The 19,218-nt window shown below is 69.0% G+C and carries 18 protein-coding genes and 1 riboswitch; of the genes, 14 read left to right on the top strand and 4 right to left on the bottom strand.

Annotated elements, in window-relative coordinates; all coding sequences use genetic code 11:
• Positions 1 to 3 precede the first annotated feature (3 nt).
• Genes glyS through AC1D2E_RS21910 form a run of 4 tightly spaced genes read left to right on the top strand, consistent with a single transcriptional unit; the run spans position 4 to position 4,393 of the window.
• Positions 4 to 2,148: a glycine--tRNA ligase subunit beta gene (gene glyS / locus AC1D2E_RS21925; RefSeq protein ID WP_478199346.1), complete on the top strand. Its 2,145-nt coding sequence runs from the start codon at positions 4 to 6 to the stop codon at positions 2,146 to 2,148.
• A 13-nt stretch (positions 2,149 to 2,161) separates the two neighbouring features.
• The gene (gene gmhB, locus AC1D2E_RS21920) at positions 2,162 to 2,737 is read left to right on the top strand and encodes a D-glycero-beta-D-manno-heptose 1,7-bisphosphate 7-phosphatase (protein ID WP_478199345.1); all 576 of its coding nucleotides are present in this window, start codon (positions 2,162 to 2,164) and stop codon (positions 2,735 to 2,737) included.
• Positions 2,737 to 3,504 (top strand): lysophospholipid acyltransferase family protein, encoded by a 768-nt coding sequence (locus tag AC1D2E_RS21915; protein WP_478199344.1) that lies wholly within the window; start codon positions 2,737 to 2,739, stop codon positions 3,502 to 3,504. Before gmhB ends, AC1D2E_RS21915 begins: the two co-directional genes overlap by 1 nt.
• A gap of 10 nt (positions 3,505 to 3,514) precedes the next feature.
• Positions 3,515 to 4,393: a M48 family metallopeptidase gene (locus AC1D2E_RS21910; protein ID WP_478199343.1), complete on the top strand. Its 879-nt coding sequence runs from the start codon at positions 3,515 to 3,517 to the stop codon at positions 4,391 to 4,393.
• Positions 4,394 to 4,501: 108 nt separating this feature from the next.
• On the opposite strand, the gene AC1D2E_RS21905 is transcribed toward AC1D2E_RS21910, so the two are convergent.
• The 4 genes from AC1D2E_RS21905 to AC1D2E_RS21890 all read right to left on the bottom strand — a co-directional run bounded on the left by AC1D2E_RS21905 (position 4,502) and on the right by AC1D2E_RS21890 (position 8,825).
• Positions 4,502 to 5,272, bottom strand: a complete 771-nt coding sequence (locus AC1D2E_RS21905) for an SDR family oxidoreductase (RefSeq protein WP_478199342.1) — start codon at positions 5,270 to 5,272, stop codon at positions 4,502 to 4,504.
• A gap of 185 nt (positions 5,273 to 5,457) precedes the next feature.
• Complete coding sequence (locus AC1D2E_RS21900; RefSeq protein ID WP_478199341.1) at positions 5,458 to 6,357, bottom strand: pseudouridine synthase; 900 nt, start codon at positions 6,355 to 6,357, stop codon at positions 5,458 to 5,460.
• A gap of 1 nt (position 6,358) precedes the next feature.
• Positions 6,359 to 7,672 carry a leucine-rich repeat-containing protein kinase family protein gene (locus AC1D2E_RS21895; RefSeq protein WP_478199340.1) on the bottom strand — a complete coding sequence of 438 codons (1,314 nt, stop codon included), beginning with the start codon at positions 7,670 to 7,672 and terminating at the stop codon, positions 6,359 to 6,361.
• A gap of 91 nt (positions 7,673 to 7,763) precedes the next feature.
• The gene (locus tag AC1D2E_RS21890) at positions 7,764 to 8,825 is read right to left on the bottom strand and encodes an MBL fold metallo-hydrolase (RefSeq protein ID WP_478172417.1); all 1,062 of its coding nucleotides are present in this window, start codon (positions 8,823 to 8,825) and stop codon (positions 7,764 to 7,766) included.
• A gap of 97 nt (positions 8,826 to 8,922) precedes the next feature.
• Here AC1D2E_RS21890 and AC1D2E_RS21885 point away from each other — a divergent pair, with 97 nt between their 5' ends.
• The 10 genes from AC1D2E_RS21885 to AC1D2E_RS21840 form a co-directional block, all read left to right on the top strand.
• A complete protein-coding gene (locus AC1D2E_RS21885; RefSeq protein ID WP_478199339.1) occupies positions 8,923 to 9,318 on the top strand; it encodes a MerR family transcriptional regulator in 396 nt (131 codons plus the stop codon).
• 41 nt (positions 9,319 to 9,359) lie between these two features.
• Positions 9,360 to 10,076, top strand: coding sequence for a carbonate dehydratase (gene can, locus AC1D2E_RS21880; RefSeq protein WP_478172415.1), 717 nt, complete (start codon positions 9,360 to 9,362; stop codon positions 10,074 to 10,076).
• A gap of 7 nt (positions 10,077 to 10,083) precedes the next feature.
• On the top strand, positions 10,084 to 11,895 hold the full coding sequence (gene aceK / locus AC1D2E_RS21875; RefSeq protein WP_478199338.1) for a bifunctional isocitrate dehydrogenase kinase/phosphatase: 1,812 nt from the start codon (positions 10,084 to 10,086) through the stop codon (positions 11,893 to 11,895).
• Between the two features lie 22 nt (positions 11,896 to 11,917).
• Positions 11,918 to 13,102 (top strand): acetyl-CoA C-acyltransferase, encoded by a 1,185-nt coding sequence (locus tag AC1D2E_RS21870; protein ID WP_478199337.1) that lies wholly within the window; start codon positions 11,918 to 11,920, stop codon positions 13,100 to 13,102.
• 46 nt (positions 13,103 to 13,148) lie between these two features.
• On the top strand, positions 13,149 to 14,396 hold the full coding sequence (locus AC1D2E_RS21865) for a glutamate carboxypeptidase (protein ID WP_478199361.1): 1,248 nt from the start codon (positions 13,149 to 13,151) through the stop codon (positions 14,394 to 14,396).
• A 10-nt stretch (positions 14,397 to 14,406) separates the two neighbouring features.
• Entirely contained in the window at positions 14,407 to 15,537 is a 1,131-nt protein-coding gene (locus tag AC1D2E_RS21860; RefSeq protein ID WP_478199336.1) for an acyl-CoA dehydrogenase family protein, read from the top strand.
• Positions 15,538 to 15,618: 81 nt separating this feature from the next.
• A complete protein-coding gene (locus AC1D2E_RS21855; protein WP_478199335.1) occupies positions 15,619 to 16,056 on the top strand; it encodes a YchJ family protein in 438 nt (145 codons plus the stop codon).
• Between the two features lie 229 nt (positions 16,057 to 16,285).
• A complete protein-coding gene (locus AC1D2E_RS21850) occupies positions 16,286 to 17,116 on the top strand; it encodes a DUF3047 domain-containing protein (protein WP_478199334.1) in 831 nt (276 codons plus the stop codon).
• Positions 17,117 to 17,157: 41 nt separating this feature from the next.
• The gene (locus tag AC1D2E_RS21845) at positions 17,158 to 18,141 is read left to right on the top strand and encodes a rhodanese-like domain-containing protein (protein WP_478199333.1); all 984 of its coding nucleotides are present in this window, start codon (positions 17,158 to 17,160) and stop codon (positions 18,139 to 18,141) included.
• A 27-nt stretch (positions 18,142 to 18,168) separates the two neighbouring features.
• Positions 18,169 to 18,274, top strand: a riboswitch (TPP riboswitch).
• Between the two features lie 80 nt (positions 18,275 to 18,354).
• Positions 18,355 to 19,218 (top strand): phosphomethylpyrimidine synthase ThiC (locus AC1D2E_RS21840; RefSeq protein WP_478199332.1); only part of this gene is annotated, 864 nt, incomplete at its 3' end.

The raw sequence follows: 19,218 nt of genomic DNA, 5'->3' as shown, positions 1-19,218 counted from the left end.
GATATGACGACCCTCCAGAAAAACCTGCTCGTCGAACTGTTCGTCGAGGAACTGCCGCCCAAGGCGCTGAAGAAGCTCGGCGATGCCTTCGCCACGGTGCTGCACGACCAGCTGATCGCGCTCGGCCTGGCCGATGCCGGCTCCGTGCTCACTGCCTACGCTTCGCCGCGTCGGCTGGCGGCCCACCTGACCCACGTGCAGGCACAGGCCGCCGACAAGGCGGTCTCGCAGAAGCTGATGCCGGTGGCCGTGGGCCTCGATGCCGCGGGCCAGCCGACACCCGCGCTGCTGAAGCGGCTGGCGGCGCTGGGCGCCGACGCCAGCGCGGTGCCGGATCTGCAGCGCGCCATGGACGGCAAGGCCGAGGCGCTGTTCTTCCAGAGCGTCGCCAAGGGCGCGACCTTGGCCGAAGGGCTGCAGAAGGCGCTGGCCGAGGCGATCGCCAAGCTGCCGATCCCGAAGGTCATGAGCTACCAGCTCGAGACCAACTGCGAGCTGCCGGGATGGACCAGCGTGAGCTTCGTGCGGCCGGCGCACGGCCTGGTGGCGCTGCATGGCGACGCCATCGTGCCGGTCGGCGCGCTCGGGCTCACGGCCGGCCGGCAGACGCACGGCCACCGCTTCGAGGCCGCGGTCGATCCGGTCGAACTGCGCAATGCCAACAGCTATGCCGAGCAGATGAGCGAGCAGGGCGCCGTCATCCCGGGCTTCGAGGCGCGCCGCCTCGAGATCGCCCGACAGCTCGCCGAAGCGGCGGAGACGGTCGGTGGCGGCACGCAGGCCATCCTTGACGAGGCGCTGCTGGACGAGGTCACGGCGCTGGTCGAACGGCCGAACGTGCTGGTGTGCGAGTTCGAACGCGAGTTCCTCGACGTGCCCCAGGAGTGCCTGATCCTCACGATGAAGGCCAACCAGAAGTACTTCCCGCTGCTCGACGCCGCCGGCAAGCTGACCAACAAGTTCCTGGTGGTCAGCAACATCCGGCCCGACGACGCCAGCGCGGTGATCGGCGGCAACGAGCGCGTGGTGCGCCCGCGGCTGGCCGACGCCAAGTTCTTCTTCGACCAGGACCGCAAGAAGTCGCTGGCCTCGCGCGTCGAATCGCTGGCCAAGGTGGTCTATCACAACAAGCTCGGCACCCAGGGCGAGCGGGTCGAGCGCGTGATGCGCATCGCGCGCGCCTTGGCCGAGCAGCTCGGCGACGCCACGCTGGCGCGCCAGGCGACGCAGGCCGCCCAGCTGGCCAAGGCCGACCTGGTGACCGACATGGTTGGCGAGTTCCCCGAGCTGCAGGGCACCATGGGGCGCTACTACGCGCTGCACGACGGTCTGGAGCACGCGGTGGCCGATGCCATCGAGGACCACTACAAGCCGCGCTTCGCAGGCGACGCGCTGCCGCGCAACCCGGTGGGCATCGTGGTCGCGCTGGCCGACAAGCTCGAGACCCTGGTCGGCATGTTCGCGATCGGCAACCTGCCGACCGGCGACCGCGACCCCTTTGCCCTGCGCCGCCATGCGCTGGGCGTGATCCGCATGCTGATCGAGCGCCGGCTGCCGCTGGAATTGCGCGCCGTGCTCGGCAGCGCCTTCGCGGCCTTCGGCGTCCACAAGTCCGCAGAGCTCGCGCTGAGCGACCCGACCGATGCGCTCGAGGCCTTCATCTACGACCGCCTCGCCGGCAGCCTGCGCGAGCAGGGCGCCAGCGCACAGGAGGTCGACGCCGTGCTGGCGCCGCGCCCGCAGCGCCTGGGCGAGGTGCCGCAGTTGCTGGCGGCGGTGCGTGCCTTCGCCGCGCTGCCCGAGGCGCCGGCGCTGGCCGCGGCCAACAAGCGCATCGGCAACATCCTCAAGAAATCGCCCGAGGCCGACGCCCACGTCAGCGCACTGCTGCTGCAGGAGCCGGCCGAGAAGGCGCTGCATGCCGCGATGGAGCAGCTGGTGCCGGTGGCCGATGCGCAGTTCGACAAGGGCGACTACACCGCCTCGCTGCAGACGCTGGCGGCGCTGCGCGAGCCGGTCGATGCCTTCTTCGACGGCGTGATGGTGAATGCCGAGCAGGCCGACCTGCGGCTCAACCGGCTCGGGCTCCTGATGCTGCTGCACGCGGCGATGAACCGGGTGGCGCAGCTCGAGCGGCTGGCGACCTGATCGGGGCAGCACCATGAAACTCGTCATCCTCGACCGCAACGGCACGCTGAACGTGCACCGCGAGGACTTCGTCAAGAGCGACATCGAGTGGACGCCGCTGCCGGGCGCGCTCGAGGCGGTGGCGCGGCTCAACCATGCGGGCTGGCACGTGGTCATCGCGTCGAACCAGTCGGGCCTCGGGCGCGGACTGTTCGACGTCGTCTCGCTCAACGCGATGCACGCCAAGATGCACAAGATGCTGGCGGCTGTCGGTGGCCGGGTCGATGCGGTGTTCTATTGCCCGCACAGCCCCGACGAAGGCTGCGACTGCCGAAAGCCGAAGCCCGGCCTGTTCCTGCAGATCGGCGAGCGCTACGGCGTCGACCTGACCCATGTGCCGACCGCGGGCGACAGCCTGCGCGACCTGCAGGCCGGCGCCGCCGCGGGCTGCGAGCCGCACCTGCTGCTGACCGGCATGGGCCAGGCCTGCCGCGGCGTGCCCCTGCCCCCCGAGTACCCGCCGAACACCCGCGTCCACGAGGACCTGGCGGCTTTCGTCGATTTCCTGCTGGGACGCGAAGAGCGCGACATGCAGAAAGTGGCTGTCTGATGGATTTCGTCCGATCCGTGATCCACGCGCTGTGGATGCTCGTTACCGTGGTCCCCTGGGGGATCATCATGTGCGTCAGCTCGATCTGGAAGCGCGGCATCCCGCTCTACTGGATGGCGCAGCGCTGGCTCGGCTGGGCGATCGGCGGCGCGCGCGTGCTGCTGGGCATCCGCACCCGCGTCACCGGCATGGAGAACCTGCCGACCGACAAGCTCGCGGGCTGCGTTCTGCTCGTGAAGCACCAGTCGACTTACGAGACCTTCCTGATGCCCACGCTGATGCCGCACCCGCTGGCATTCGTGTTCAAGAAGGAGCTGATCTACGTACCCTTCTTCGGCTGGGCCATGGCCCGGCTCGACATGATCCACATCGATCGCAGCCAGCGGACGCAGGCCTTCAACAAGGTCGTGGCGCAGGGCCGCAAGCTGCTCGAGCAGGGCATCTGGATCATCATGTTCCCCGAGGGCACGCGCATCCCGCGGGGCCAGAAGGGCAACTACAAGAACGGCGGCTCGCGGCTCGCGTGCGAAACCGGGGTGCCGGTGGTGCCGATCGCGGTCACCTCGGCCAAGGTCTGGCCGCGCAAGGCCTTCATCAAGCACCCGGGCGTGGTCGATGTCTCGATCGGCCCGGCCATTTCGAGCGTGGGCCGCAAGCCCGACGAACTGATGCGCGAAGTCGAGGCCTGGATCGAGGCCGAGATGCGCCGGCTCGATCCCGAGGCCTATGCGCCGGCTGCTGCCCCGGCGGCGTCGACCGCAGCCTGAATCCCGGACCATGCGCGGCCTGCTGCAGTTCACGCTCGACCTGTTCGACGCGCCGACGGTCGCGCCGGACCCGCCGTCGCCCGACAGGCCGCACAAGCCGGCGATCCCATTGGCCGACGCGCTGAGCCCCGCGCGCTTCACCCATCCGCGCGCCACGCGCGAAGTCACGCTGGGCGATGCCCGGGTGGCCTACGAGTTCACGCGCGGCAAGCGCCGCACCATCGGCTTCGTGGTCGGGGTCGAGGGCCTGTCGGTGCGGGCGCCGCGCTGGGTGGCGCTGCGCGACGTCGATGCCGCCGTCAAGGAGAAGGGCGACTGGATCCTGCGCAAGCTGGCCGAGACGCAGCAGCGCCATGCACGGCTGGAATCGGCGCGCATCGAATGGAAGGACGGCGTCGCTTTCCCGTTCCTGGGCCTGCAGGTAACGGTGCGGCTCGATCCGCACCATGCCTTCGATGGCGTGGGCGGGGTGCTCGACGCCGCAGCGGACGGCAGCGACGCGCCGGTGCTCCGGCTGGCGCTGGCGAAGAACGCGAGCGCGGCACAGATCCGCGATGCCGCGCAGGCCTGGCTGATGCGGCAGGCGCGGCGCATCTTCGTCGAGCGGCTCGACCATTTCGCGCCGCGGCTGGGCGTGGCCTGGCACAAGCTGTCGCTGTCGAACGCCTCGACGCGCTGGGGCAGCGCCAGCGCCGACGGCGCGATCCGGCTGCACTGGCGGCTGGTGCATTTCCGGATGTCGGTGATCGACTACGTGGTCGCCCACGAACTGAGCCACCTGCGCGTGATGGACCACAGCCCGCGCTTCTGGGAAACGGTCGAAAGCGTGATGCCCGACTACCAGCATCTGCGCCGGCAGCTCAAGGACGAGCCGGTGCCGCGCTGGTAGGCGACGGCATCCTGTGGCGATCCAGGCCGGCGCCGGGCCGCCCCAAGGCGGCCTGCGGCCCCCTCGGGGGGCAGCGACCCACACGCAGTGGGGGAGCGTGGGGGTCTGCTACCTCGCGTGCGTCACGCCGCCATCGACCACCAGCGTCGAGCCCATGACATAGTCCCCCGCGCGCGAAGCCAGGTAGATCGCGGCTGCCGCCATGTCCTCCGGCTCGCCGATGCGGCCGGCCGGAATGCGCGCCTTGACCTCGTCGCCGTGGTCGCGCGCGTCCTTGTTCATGTCGGAGGCGAAGGCGCCCGGCGCGATCGCGCTGACCACGATGCGCTCCTGTGCCAGGCGCAGCGCCATGCGGCGCGTGAGCTGGATCAGGCCGGCCTTGCTGGCCGCGTACGAGTAGGTTTCCTGCGGGTTGACCGAGATGCCGTCGATCGATGCGATGTTGATGACCTTGGCCAGGTGGTCGGTGGCCGCCTTCTTGAGCATCGGCGTCAGCGCCTGGGTCAGGAAGAAGGGCGTCTTCAGGTTCAGGTCGACCACCTTGTCCCAGCCGCTTTCGGGGAATTCGGCGTAGGGGGCGCCCCAGGCTGCGCCGGCGTTGTTGACCAGGATGTCGAGCGAGCCCTCGTGCTTCGCGTAGGCCTCGACCAGCGCCTGCGTGCCCTGCACGGTCGAGACGTCGGCCGGCAGCGAGACGCAATGCCCGAAGGCCGACAGCTCCTTGGCGGTCTGGTCGCAGGCCGCGGCCTTGCGGGCCGAGATGTAGACGCGGGCGCCCTGGGCCAGGAAGCCCTCGGCGATCATGCGGCCGATGCCGCGCGAGCCGCCGGTGATGAGCGCGGTGCGGCCCTTGAGCGAGAAGAGTTGGGTGGTGTCCATGCGGGATGTCTCCTGGGTTGCGATGCAGGTGCCGGTCGATGCGGCTGCCCGGAACCTGGGCTGGCGCCGGGCCGCTCCCAAGGCGGCCCGCGGCCCCCTCGGGGGCAGCGACGCACACGCAGTGGGGGAGCGTGGGGGCCATGTTAGTGCGCGCTGCCGCCTGGCGGCGTCACCTTGGCGCCAGTTCAGGCCGGAAAGGCCAGCGAGCGCCGGCTCGTGAAGCGCCGCTCGGCGCCGCTCAGCGGATCGACGAAGGCGACTTCCCGCGCCAGCAGTTGCAGCGGATGGTCGAAGTCGTCGCTGCCTTCCGGCCGCAGCGCCGGATAGATCGCATCGTTGCGGATCGGCATGCCGAGGGCCGCGCAGTGCACCCGCAACTGGTGCCGGCGGCCGGTGACCGGCGACAGGCCCAGCCGCGCCCAGCCGTCGCGCGCTTCGAGCAGGTCGAAGTGCGTCTCGGCGTTGGGCTCGCCGGCGACCTCTGCCATGCGCATGAAGTGCGCATCGGAGGCGAGCCTGCTCCGGCGCACGGCCGGCAGCGCCTGGCCGGGCCGCCAGGGCACGATCGCCTCGTAGCGCTTGTGGATGGCGCGCTCGGCGAACAGCGCGCTGTAGGGGCCGCGGCCGGCCGGCTGCACCGAGAACAGCACCAGGCCCGCGGTCTCGCGGTCGATGCGGTGCAGCGGCGCCAGGTGGTCGAGGCCGAGCTTGCGCTTGAGGCGCACCAGCAGGCTCTGCTGGACGTACTTGCCGACCGGCGTGACCGGCAGGAAGTGGGGCTTGTCGACCACCAGCAGGTGCGCGTCCCGGTGCAGCACCTGTTCGTCGAACGGTATGACGGGCTCCGATTCCAGTGCGCGGTAGTAGTACACCCGCAGCCGTGGCTGGTACGGCCGCTCGGCGGTGACGCGCGTGCCATGTTCGTCGACCACGTCGCCGGCCTCGATCCGGGCATCCCAGGTCGTCCGCGGGATCGCTCCAAAGCGCTGCACCAGGAACTCCGCGATCGTCGGCCAGTGGCCCGCGGGCAGCGCGACGCAGCTCGGGCCGACGCCATCGCGCACGGGCAGCGGCAGGCCGGTCATGTCAGGGCCCCAGGGCCGCGACGATTTCGTCGAACAGCGGGCGCGCTACGGGGTCGTCGTCGAGGCAGCGCGAACGCAGCCCGCCCAGCAGGGCCTGCATCGCGGCATCCGCCGGCTCGCTGCGCTCCAGCAACTCTTCGAGCAGGCAGCCGAAGGCGCGGGACTCGATGCGCTGCAGCGCGTGCGACTGCGCCGCAGCGTCGCGCGGCAGGAACGAAGCCGCGCCGAAGTCGCCGAGCAGGGCTTCCCCGCGGCCGTTCCAGAGGATGTTGTGGCCGTAGAGATCGCCATGCAGGATGCCGCGCGCATGCAGCCGGGCCACCGCCGAAGCGATGCCGTGCGCCATGCCCTGCGCGGTCGGCAGCGACCAGCGGGCATCGTCGGCGTAGACGTCGCGGGTGCAGGACTGCAGGCTCGGCGGGCCCGCCAGGTTGCGGAAGCTCGGATCCACCAGTTCAAGCACCAGGCCCGAGGCCGCGTCCGGATGGTTCTCGACCCGTGCCAGCACCGGGATCAGGGCCGGGTGCGGCCCGGCCGCGATGCAGGCCGCCATCTCGCTGTGCGGCCAGCCGTCGCTGGTGACTGCGCCCTTGAACAGCTTCACCGCGACCGGCCGGTGGCTGCCGATCGGCGGCCGCCAATCGGCCTGGTGGATCACGCCCGAGGCGCCTTCGCCGAGCTTGCGCTTCAGCGAAAGCTGGCGCCAGTCGATGCCCGGCGTCGGCTGGGCATCGATCGCGTGCGCTTCGGGCGCCTCGTCGAAAGGATTGCCCGCAAAGGCGATCCAGGACAGCCGCGGCAGCGACAGCAGCCATCCCGGCAGCGCCTCGAAGCGATTCGCCGAGATGCGCAGCAGTTCGAGGGCGCGGCAGGCGGCCATCGATTCGGGCAGCGCCTGCAGGCGATTGCCGGCGAGCATGAGCTTCTGCAGCCGTGGGCGCTCGCCGAGTTCGGCCGGCAGGGCGTCGATCTGGTTGTCCGTCAGGATCARCCAGCGCAGCGCCGGCGGCAAGGCGGCCGCCGGCACCTGCGCGATGCGGTTGGCCTTGAAGGCGATCATCTCGAGTCCGCTGCATTGCCCGAGGACCTCGGGCAAGGCGGTGAACTGGTTGTCGGAGCAGAAGAGCACGCGCAGCCGATGCAGCCGGTGCAGGTCGTGCGGCAGCGAACGCAGCGCATTGCCCGAGAGGTTCAGCACCTCGAGCGAATCCGCCAGGTCGAAGATCTCGGGCGGAAACTCGCTCAGGCCGCAGCTCAGGTCGAGCCGCTGCGCCCCGGCCAGCTCGCCCGCGCGCAGGCGGCCCAGGATCGTCATCCGGCGTTCCCCTTGGGAGCGGCCCGGCGGCTTATTGGGCAACCTTCGCGCGGCAGCGCTTCGGTAATCGCCTTGGGAGCGGCCCGGCGGCTCATGAAAAGACGCCGAAGCGGTAGATGCCGTCGGTGCCCAGCCGCCGCTGCACCTGGCCGGAGAACCACAGCAGGTGCAGGTGGGCCACGGTCTCGCCCATCGCGAAGGTCATCTGGTGCAGGTCGAGCGCGCGCTTGAACAGGATCGGCAGGCCCTCGGCCGCGCTGTGCGGCCGCGCGACGCAGGCCTCCAGCAGCTCGGCCAGGCGGTCGCGGTGATGCTCCTGCAATTGCTCGACGCGGCGGTGGATGCCGGTGAAGGGCTTGCCGTGCGACGGCAGCCCCAGCGTGTCGACCGGCAGCGACTTGAAGCGCTCGATGCTGTCGAGGAACAGCCGCAGCGCGTTCGCCTCGGGCTCGCCCGCATGCACGCTCACGTTGGTGGAGATGCGCGGCAGCATCATGTCGCCGCCCAGCAGCACGTTGAGCTCCTCGCAGTAGAGCGCGATGTGCTCGGGCGCGTGGCCGTAGCCGCTGATGCAGCGCCAGGCGCGGCCGCCGATCATGACGTCGTCGCCATCGAGCATGCGAACGAAGCTCGCCGGCACCGAGGGCACCATGTTGGCGTAGTAGCTGGTGCGGGCGCGGATCTTGGCGACCGCCTCGGGGTCGGTGAGCCCGTGCGAGGCGAAGAAGTCGGCCGCCGCATCGCCGCCGGCCAGGGTGTCGCCGGCGCTGGTGAGCACGCGCGCCACGTGGTAGTCGGTCGAGCTGATCCACAGCGGCGCCGTCCAGCGCTCGCAGAGCCAGTGCGCCAGGCCGATGTGGTCCGGGTGCATGTGGGTCACGATGACCCGCAGGATCGGCAGCCCCTGGAGCTGGGTCTCGAAGATCTGCTCCCATTGCGCGCGCGAGGCATCGTGGGAGATGCAGCAGTCGACCACGCTCCAGCCTTCGACGCCATCGATGCTGTCGCGCAGCAGCCAGAGGTTGATGTGGTCGAGGGCGAAGGGCAGCGCCATGCGGATCCAGCGGATGCCGGAGGCCACTTCGACCGTCTGGCCGGGTGCCGGCAGGGTGTCGCCGAGGGGGTATTGGAGTTCGCGTTCGAGAAGGTTCATGTACGATTGACGTTAACGTAAACGTCATGGCGTTGAGCCGATATTGTAGGCAGTGCCGCCTGAACCCGCTTTCCGCACACGCTTTCCGACATTTTCCATGCCTTCGCAGACCTTCACCATCGGCGAGCTCGCCAAGGAGTTCGATCTCACCACGCGAGCCATCCGCTTCTATGAAGACATGGGACTGCTGGCGCCGCGCCGCGCCGGGCTGCAGCGCATCTACACCTCGCGCGACCGTGCCCGCCTCACGCTGACGCTGCGGGCCAAGCGCCTCGGCCTCAAGCTGACGCAGGCGCGCGAGATCCTCGACATGTACGACAGCCCGCGCGATACCGCGGTGCAGCTCGAGCGCTTTCTCGGCGTGCTTGGCGCCCACCGCGAGCAGCTCGAAGCGCAGCTGGCCGAACTGCAGGCGAACCTGGCAGAGGTTCGCGACCAGGAAAGGAAGGCGCGCGCGGCGCTGGCCCGCACCGCGAAGCCCAAGGCGCGCTGAGCCGCTGCCCGAGCCCATCAACCCAACCGGATCGACAGACAATGGACAACACGCCCGACTCCCTCGAGGACCTGTTCGCTCACAACCGCGCCTGGTCGGCGCGCATGGAGCGCGATCGCCCCGGCTTCTTCACCAGCCTGGTGAAGCAGCAGACGCCCAAGTACATGTGGATCGGCTGCTCCGACAGCCGGGTGCCCGCCAACCAGATCACCGGCCTCGAGCCTGGCGAGGTCTTCGTTCATCGCAACGTCGCCAACATCGTCGTGCACTCCGACCTCAACGCCTTGTCGGCGATCCAGTTCGCGGTCGAGCGGCTCAAGGTGCGGCACATCATGGTGGTCGGCCACTACGGCTGTTCGGGCGTGCAGGCGGCGCTCGAGGGCGCGCGCATCGGCATCGCCGACAACTGGATCCGCCACATCCAGGACGTGCGCGACCGCCATCGGGTGATGCTCGAGAGCCTGCCCGAGCCGGCCCGGGCCGATGCCCTGTGCGAACTCAACGTGGCCGAGCAGGTGGTCAACGTCGCGGTCAGCACCGTGATGTGCGATGCCTGGGGCCGCGGCCAGCAGGTGACCATCCATGGCTGGGCCTTCGGGGTCAACGACGGCCTGCTGCAGGACCTCGGCATGACGGTCGACGGCTCCAAGCCGCTCGAAACCCTGTACCGGGCCGCGGTGCAGCGCATCCGCTACAAGTGGAGCACGCCGCTGGACGCCGTCCTGGGCCAGGCTGAAACGATCGGATCTCCCAAGTAGGCGAGCCATGTTCCCGCAGCGCCTCGATTCGCCGCTCGCCTATGACATCGCCCGGGCGATGCGCGACGGCTTCGATCGGCACTACCGGCTCTTTCGCGCCGAATCGGCGCGCGCCAAGCACCGCTTCGAGACCGCCGACTGGCATGGCCAGCAGCGCGCCCAGCGCGAGCGCATCGAGTTCTACGACCTGCGGGTGGGCGAGGCGGTGGCCCGCCTCGAGAAGGAGTTCAAGGCCGGCGAGCAGCCGATGAATGTCTGGCACCAGGTCAAGCTGCACTTCATCGGCCTGCTGGTCGACCACCACCAGCCGGAGCTGGCCGAGACCTTCTTCAACTCGGTCACCACCAAGATCCTGCACCGGGCCTATTTCCAGAATAATTTCATCTTCGTGCGGCCGGCGATCAGCACCGAGTACATCGAGCCGCGCGACGCGCCGACCTACCGCGCCTACTATCCGGAGCGAGACACGCTGGCCGACACGGTCGAGCGCATGCTCGAGGACTATGCGCTGCAAGGCCGCTATGCCGACCGCCGGCGCGACGCCGAGCGGATCGCGGTCGCCATCCTCGGACGCTTCCACCAGATCAAGCTGCGGGCCAATTTCCAGCTGCAGGTGCTGTCGGGGCTGTTCTATCGCAACAAGGGCGCCTACGTGGTCGGCAAGATCAACAACGGCTTCCTCGAGATGCCGTTCGCGCTGCCGATCCTGCACGACGAGCGGGGCCGCTTCTACGTGGACGCGGCGCTGTTCGGCGAGGAGGACCTGCAGATGCTGTTCAGCTTCGCGCGGGCCTATTTCATGGTCGACATGGAGGTGCCCTCGGCCTACGTGCAGTTCCTGCGCTCGCTGATGCCGCGCAAGCCGAGGGCCGAGATCTACAACGCGCTGGGCCTTGCCAAGCAGGGCAAGACGCTGTTCTACCGCGACTTTCTCTATCATCTGCGCTACTCGACCGACAAGTTCCGGATCGCCCCGGGCATCAAGGGCATGGTGATGCTGGTGTTCGACCTGCCGTCCTTTCCCTATGTCTTCAAGGTCATCAAGGATTTCTTTCCACCGCAGAAGGACACCACGCGCGAGCAGATCAAGCGCAAGTACATGCTCGTGAAGCAGCATGACCGCGTGGGCCGGATGGCCGACACGCTGGAGTACAGCGACGTCGGCTTCCCGCTCGACCGCTTCGAGCCCGAGCTGATCGAGGAGATCCGCAAGTTCGCGCCGAGCCAGCTCGAGATCGGCGACCGCGACGGCAACGGGGAAATGGAAGTGGTGGTCAAGCACGTCTACATCGAGCGCCGCATGATCCCGCTGAACATCTTCCTGCAGGAGTCCTTCGACCTGCTGGCGCAGCCCGAGAACGCCAGGCGGGCGAGCAAGCAGCTGGAGCACGCGGTGGTCGAGTACGGCAATGCGATCAAGGACATGGTGGCGGCCAACATCTTCCCGGGCGACATGCTGTTCAAGAACTTCGGCGTCACGCGCGGCGGCAAGGTGGTGTTCTACGACTATGACGAGATCGAGTACCTCACCGATTGCAACTTCCGCAAGGTGCCGGCGCCGCGCAACGAAGAGGACGAGATGAGCGGCGAGGTCTGGTATTCGGTCGGCCCGAAGGACGTCTTCCCCGAGACCTTCGCGCCCTTCCTGCTCGGCAATCCGGCCGTGCGCGAGGCCTTCATGGCCCACCACGCCGACCTGCTCGACGCCACCTTCTGGCAGAGCCACAAGCAGCGCATCCAGGCCGGGCAGATGCTGGATGTGTTTCCGTATGACGAGTCGCTGCGATTCAGGCACGACAACCCCACACCGTATTTCTGACAACCACTGAAGGAGCAAAACCATGAGCGAATCGATCGTGATCGTCGGCGCCGCCCGCACCCCGATGGGCGGCTTCCAGGGCGACTTTTCTTCCCTCTCGGCGCATGACCTGGGCGGCGTCGCCATCAAGGCGGCGGTGGAGCGCGCAGGGATCCCCGCCGACAGCGTCGGGGAAGTGCTGTTCGGCAACTGCCTGATGGCCGGCCAGGGCCAGGCGCCGGCGCGGCAGGCGGCCTACAAGGGCGGCCTGCCCGACAGCGCCGGCGCGGTGACGCTCAGCAAGATGTGCGGCTCGGCCATGAAGGCGGCGATGCTGGCGCACGACATGCTGCTCGCGGGCACGCACGAAGTGATGGTGGCCGGCGGCATGGAGAGCATGACCAACGCGCCCTACCTGATGCTCAAGGGCCGCGGCGGCTACCGCATGGGCCACGACCGCATCTTCGACCACATGATGCTCGACGGCCTCGAGGACGCCTACCAGCCGGGCCGCTCGATGGGCACCTTCGGCGAGGACTGCGCGGCCAAGTACAAGTTCACGCGCGAGCAGCAGGACGCCTTCGCGATCGCCAGCGTCGAGCGGGCCAAGGCGGCGACCTCGTCGGGCGCCTTCAAGGCCGAGATCGCACCGGTCACGGTCAAGGGCCGTGGCGGCGACACCGTGGTCGAGATCGACGAGGGCCCGGGCAAGGTCAGGCTCGACAAGATCCCGACCCTGAAGCCGGCCTTCAAGAAGGACGGCGGCACCATCACCGCGGCATCGAGCTCGTCGATCAACGACGGCGCCGCTGCGTTGGTGATGATGAGCGGCAGCACGGCGCAGAAGTACGGCGCCAGGCCGATCGCCCATATCGTCGCCCATGCCACGCATGCGCAGCAGCCCGAATGGTTCTCGACCGCCCCCGTGGGCGCGGTCGCCAAGCTGTTCCAGAAGACCGGCTGGACCGTCAAGGACGTCGACCTCTGGGAAGTCAACGAGGCCTTCGCGGTGGTGCCGATGGCGCTGATGCACGAGCTGAACGTGTCGCACGACATCGTCAACGTCCACGGCGGCGCCTGCGCGCTGGGCCATCCGATCGGCGCCAGCGGCGCGCGCATCATGGTCACGCTGATCCATGCGCTGCAGCAGCGCGGCAAGAAGCGCGGCGTGGCGACGCTGTGCATCGGCGGCGGCGAAGGCACGGCAGTGGCGATCGAGCTGCTTTGACCCGCTGCCTGGAATTCAATTTCTTTCCCCATCGGAGTATTCGTTGATTCATTCGGCTTTCCCCCGCAGCGCGTTGGCCGCGCTGCTAGTCACCGCTTTCATCGCACCCGCCGCCTGGAGCCAAACCCGCGACCAGGCCCTGTTCGATGCCGCCACGGCCGAGAAACCGGCCGTCATCAAGACGCTCGAGACGCTGGTCAACATCGAGACCGGCACCGGCGATGCCGAAGGCCTCGCGTCGGCCGGCAACTACCTCGAGGCGCAGCTCAGGGCACTGGGGTTCACGGTCACGCGCAGCAAGTCGGCCGGCCTGGTGATCGGTGACAACATCGTCGGCAAGCTGAAGGGCAAGGGCGGCAAGAACCTGCTGCTGCTCTCGCACATGGACACCGTCTACCTCAAGGGCATCCTGGCCAAGGCGCCGTTCAAGGTCGACGGCGACAAGGCCTACGGCCCGGGCATCGCCGACGACAAGGGCGGCAACGCGGTCATCGTGCACACGCTCAAGCTGCTCAAGGACCGCGGCTTCAAGGACTTCGGCACGATCACGGTGCTGTTCAACACCGACGAGGAGAAGGGCTCCTTCGGCTCGCGCGAGCTGATCCAGCAAGAGGCCGCCAAGGCCGACTACGTGCTCTCGTTCGAGCCCACCGGCGCCGGCAAGGAAGACCTGTCGCTGGGCACCTCGGGCATCGCCTACGTGCAGGTCAACATCACCGGCAAGGCCTCGCACGCGGGCGCCGCGCCCGAGCTCGGCGTGAATTCGCTGGTCGAGGCTTCCGACCTGGTGCTGCGGACCATGGACATCGACGACAAGGCCAAGGGCCTGCGCTTCAACTGGACCATCGCCAAGGCCGGCGCGGTCTCCAACATCATCCCGGCCAGCGCCACGCTGAATGCCGACGTGCGCTATGCGAAGAACGAGGATTTCGACGCCGCGATGAAGACGCTGGAGTACAAGGCGCAGCAGAAGAAGCTGCCCGAAGCCGACGTCAAGGTGCTCGTCACGCGCGGCCGCCCGGCGTTCAACGCGGGCGATGCGGGCCGCAAGCTGGTCGACAAGGCGGTGGGCTACTACAAGGAAGCCGGTGGCGAGCTCGACATCGTCGAGCGCACCGGCGGTGGCACCGATGCGGCCTACGCGGCGTTGTCGGGCAAGCCGGTCATCGAGAGCCTGGGACTGCCCGGCTTCGGCTACCACAGCGACAAGGCCGAGTACGTCGACACCAGCGCGATCCCGCGCCGGCTCTACATGGCCGGCAAGCTGATCATGGACCTCGGTCAATCGAAGTAAGGAACGCATCATGCTGCTCAGCGCCGACCAGGAAGCGATTCGCGACGCGGTGCGCGCCTTCGCGCAAGCGGAACTCTGGCCCCACGCGCCGCGGTGGGACCGCGAGCACAGCTTTCCGAAGGCGGCGCACGAGGGCCTGGCGGCGCTCGGCGCCTACGGCATCTGCGTGCCCGAGGAAGACGGCGGCGCGGGGCTCGACTACCTCACGCTGGCGCTGGTGCTCGAAGAGATCGCCGCCGGTGACGGCGGCACCAGCACAGCGATCAGCGTCACCAACTGCCCGGTCAACGCCATCCTGATGCGCTACGGCAATGCGCAGCAGAAGCAGCAGTGGCTGCAGCCGCTGGCGCAGGGCCGCATGCTGGGCGCCTTCTGCCTGACCGAGCCGCAGGCCGGCAGCGATGCCTCGTCGCTGCGCACCACGGCGCGCAAGGATGGCGACGGCTGGGTGATCGACGGCGTCAAGCAGTTCATCACCAGCGGCAAGAACGGCCAGGTCGCGATCGTGATCGCGGTCACCGACAAGGGCGCGGGCAAGCGCGGCATGAGCGCCTTCATCGTGCCGACCGATGCACCCGGCTACACGGTCGCGCGGCTCGAGGACAAGCTCGGCCAGCACTCGAGCGACACCGCGCAGATCAACTTCGATGCCTGCCGGATCCCGGCCGGCAACCTGATCGGCCAGGAGGGCGAGGGCTACAAGATCGCGCTCGGCGCGCTCGAAGGTGGGCGCATCGGCATCGCCGCGCAGAGCGTGGGCATGGCGCGCAGCGCCTTCGAGGTGGCTTTGGCCTATGCCAAGGAGCGCCAGGCCTTCGGCGGCAGCATCTTCGACCAGCAGGCAGTGGGCTTCCGGCTGGCCGACTGCGCGACGCAGCTCGAAGCCGCGCGCCAGCTGATCTGGCATGCGGCCAGCCTGCGTGATGCCGGCCGGCCCTGCCTCAAGGAGGCCGCCATGGCCAAGCTGTTCGCCAGCGAGATGGCCGAGCGCGTCTGCAGCGCGGCGATCCAGACATTGGGCGGCTATGGCTATGTCAACGATTTCCCGCTCGAGCGCATTTACCGCGACGTGCGCGTGTGCCAGATCTACGAGGGCACCTCGGACATCCAGAAGCTGCTGATCCAGCGCGCCCTGGCCTGAGCCGCGGGGGCGTCGAGGGGAGGGTGATTTGCAGGGTCTGCACAATACGCCCAGGAACTTTCCTTCGCCCACTTCCCTTCCATGTCCGCATCCCCCTCCCAACCCGCCCGTGTTCCCTGCCCCTGCGGGCGTCGTGACCGGCGGGAACTGCCGCTGGTCTACGCCCAGTGCTGCGGGCGCTACGTGGACGATTTCGAGGGCACGCCGGCACCCGACGCCGAATCGCTGATGCGCTCGCGCTACACGGCCTTCGTGCGCGAACGGGCCGACTACCTTCTGGCCACCTGGCATGCTTCGACGCGCCCGGCGGCAGTGGATTTCGAGGCCGGGGTGAAATGGCTGGGGCTCGAGGTCCGCTCGCGCTCGGTGCTCGACGCCGACCACGCCGAGGTCGAGTTCGTGGCCCGGCAGCGCAGCAGCGCCGGGGTGGCGACCCGGCTGCACGAGCGCAGCCGCTTCGTGCGCGAGGAGGAAGGCATCCACTGGCGGTGGTACTACGTCGACGGCGATCGGCACTGACCGTCCTGGGTCATCGAATTCTTGCTCCTGAGGCGCCCAGCTTGCGTCAGTAGCTATCGATTCGATAGCGATTCGAAGGCGATTCGTCCCGATTGTGCGCAAGGGCGAGACAGAGCGATTCCTTTTGGCCTATTTATTTTCCGTCGTGCTGGCCTCACACTTCGTGCCAGTCGGCAGAGCGTCCAGGGCGTTTCGTCCGACCCCTCAAAGAAAGACGAAGAGACCACCTATGGACAGCACGACGAAGACAGGCTGGCAGCGCCGGGTCGCTGCCGCGGCCTTGCCCGCCCTTTCGACGCTGCTGCTGTGGTCGGCGGCGCCGGCGGCCGGCGCCGAAGAGGGCCCGACCCTGACCCCGTTCTCCAGCGCCCGCGGCCCCGAGGCGCCGGCGCCCTGGCGCTTCACCACCCTGCCCAACAAGACCGCCACCCGTTTCGAGGTGGTGCAGCAGGACGGCCAGCGCGTGCTCCGGGTGGAGGCCGACCAGTCCTATGGCAACCTGGTGCATGCGACGCAGACGCCGCTGAACGCCAACACGTCCCTGGCCTGGCGCTGGYGTGTCGAGGAGTTCGTGCAGGACGCCGACCTGCGGACCCGGTCCGGCGACGACGGCGCGGCCAAGGTCTGCGTCTTCTTCGACTTCCCGACCGACCGGCTGCCGGTCGGCGAGCGCACCCGCCTGGCCCTGGCGCGCCGTGCCACGGGCGAACAGGTGCCCAGCGAGGCGCTTTGCTATGTCTGGGACAACAAGGAACCCAAGGGAAGCTCGCTGGTGAACGCCTTCACCAAGCGCATGCGCATGGTGGTGCTCGAATCGGGCCCCGCGGCCCGTCCGGGCGCCTGGGCCGCCGAGCGCCGCAACCTGCTGGCCGACTACAAGCGCGCCTTCGGCGACGAGGCCGGCGACGCCATGCCCGACGTGGTGGCGGTCGCGATCGCGGCCGATGCGGACAACACGCACGGCCACGGCGTGGCCTATTTTTCCGACGTCGTGTTGCAAGGCGGCGCCTCCGCGCAGCAGGCCACGACCGCGCCGGCGCGTCCCCCGCAAGGAGAATAGCGCCGGCCCCGCCCCCTTGACGCCATCGGTCCCGATATCCCATGAACGACTTCGTCGCACTCCTCGCCAGCCAGGGCGCCCTCCTGGTCTTCGCCGCCACGCTGGCGACGCGCCTCGGTGCGCCGGTGCCGGCGGTGCCCTTCCTGATCGTTGCCGGCGGGCTGACCGTCGGCGGTCAGCTGTCCTTCATCGCGGTGGTGCTGGCCGCCGTGCTCGGCAACATCCTCGGCGACGGTGCCTGGTTCCTGGCCGGGCGCCGCTGGGGCTATCGCGTGATGCGGCTGCTGTGCCGGATCTCGCTGTCGCCCGACTCCTGCGTCAGGCGCAGCGAGTCGATCCTCGGCCGCTGGGGCGGCCTGTCGCTGATCGCCGCCAAGTTCGTGCCCGGCGTGTCGGTGGTGGCGCCGCCGATGGCCGGCGCGCTCGGCATGTCGAACCTGCGTTTCCTGACCTATGAAACCGTGGCGGCGTTGATCTGGACGCTGGGCTTCCTGTTCGTCGGCCGGATCTTCCATGCCGCGATCCGGGACGTGCTCGCGGTGATCTCCAACATCGGCCTCGGCGCGCTGGTGATCGGCGTGCTGGCCCTGGCGGCCTTCATCGGCTGGCGCTATCGGCAGCGGCGGCTGGCGCAGCAGCAGGCCGACGACATCGAACACATCCAGGTCGAGGTCCTGCGCGAAGCCCTGGCCGCGGGCGCTGGCCCGACGCTGATCGACGTCCGCTCCGACGAGGCCCGCGCCCTCGATACGCGGGCGATCCCCGGGGCGATCGGCATCGGGTTGAAGCAGCTGCCGAAGCGGCTCGATGCGTTCGCCGACGGGCGCGAGCTGGTGGTCTTCTGCGACTGCCCCGACGACGCCTCGGCGATCGCGGGGGCGCGCATTCTGGCCGCCGCCGGGCTACCGCGCGTGCGCGTGCTGGCCGGCGGGCTGGACGCCTGGGTGGCGATGCATGCGGCGGAAGCCTCCACGGTCGAGCCGATGCGGGCGGGCGTGGCGCTGGCAGCTGCACACTCCGCTTGATCCGGCGCCTGCAAGCGGCCTAGAATCGCCCCCGCTCCGGGGTGCACGCAGAGGCGTGCTGAGATGGCCAAGCGGCCGAACCCGCGAACTTGATCTGGTTCATGCCAGCGTAAGAAGAGCTGCGACTCCCCGGCATTCCCCCGTTCCTCGGGGAACGATGCCGCCCAGAGGCATCGCGGAGCACCCGTTGTTTCCCAAACAGGAGTGCCCCGCATGAATGCCAGCGACAAATTCGCTTCCCTGCTCACGCTCACGCGCGAGCCCTTCCCGGCCTCGACCAAGGGCGCCATCGCCGGCAGCCGGCCCGACCTGCGCGTGCCCGTGCGCGAGGTGTCGCTGACCAACGGCGAGCAGGTCTCGCTCTACGACACCTCGGGTCCGTACACCGATCCGGCCGCCGCCATCGACGTCCGCCGCGGGCTGCCCGGCGTGCGCGATGCCTGGATCGCCGAACGCGACGACACCGAAAGCTACCAAGGCCGCGTGCACCTGGCGCTGGACGACGGTGCGACGCACGCCGATCGCGATGCCCGGCGCATTGCCGAGCTGCGTGCCGGCGCCGCGGCGCTGCAACGCACCCCGCGGCGCGCCAAGTCCGGCGCCAACGTGACCCAGATGCACTACGCCCGCCGCGGCATCGTCACGCCCGAGATGGAATACGTCGCGCTGCGCGAGAACGGCCGCCGCGAGTGGATGGCCGAGTACATGGCCGACGAAGCGCGCGAGAAGCGGCTGGCCGGCAATCCGATGGGCGCCCGCATCCCGAAGATCATCACGCCCGAATTCGTGCGCGACGAAGTGGCGCGCGGCCGCGCCATCATCCCGGCCAACATCAACCATCCCGAGGTCGAGCCGATGGCGATCGGACGCAACTTCAAGGTCAAGATCAACGCCAACATCGGCAACTCGGCGGTCACCTCGAGCATCGAGGAAGAGGTCGAGAAGCTGGTCTGGGCGATCCGCTGGGGCGCCGACAACGTGATGGACCTGTCGACCGGCCGCAACATCCACACCACGCGCGACTGGATCGTGCGCAACAGCCCGGTGCCGATCGGCACGGTGCCGATCTACCAGGCG

The organism is Variovorax sp. P1_H2, assembly GCF_056405295.1.
The sequence above is the reverse complement of the archived record's forward strand: the minus strand, read 5'-3'. Positions and strand labels throughout refer to the sequence as shown.